Here is a 340-nt window from a genome sequence, read left to right on the forward strand (position 1 = left end):
ATTTATGACCTCTTCCATGAGTTTTTTACCACGTTTTCGATCCGGCTCGTTGTAGGCGCTGACCACCCGTTGGTACATGCTCCAGGTGCAATCCACTTCGAGGTGGTGCTCATCTGCAAACAGCTGGAACAGTTGCTTTTTGTTGGCGTCAGACAGGTAGCTGATCCGAGTCAGTAGCGTTCGACGGCTTTTGTAGAGCGGGTCATTTTTACGCCCTCTGCGGCCCAGGATGTCGTGTTGCACACGCCGGCGGCATTCATCCAGCATGTTGCTTGCCCAGCGCACGACATGGAAAGGATCCAGCACGGTTTGGGCTTGAGGCAGGGCTTCTTGCGCTGCA

At 54.7% G+C, this 340-nt stretch carries 1 protein-coding gene; it reads right to left on the reverse strand.

Annotation, left to right across the window (positions count from 1 at the left end):
* On the reverse strand, nucleotides 1-340 hold a 340-nt coding region (locus GHN86_RS23150), incomplete at both ends, for a transposase (RefSeq protein ID WP_194286570.1).

Source organism: Pseudomonas helleri (assembly GCF_009600315.1).
In the GTDB taxonomy this organism is placed as follows: domain Bacteria; phylum Pseudomonadota; class Gammaproteobacteria; order Pseudomonadales; family Pseudomonadaceae; genus Aquipseudomonas; species Aquipseudomonas helleri_A.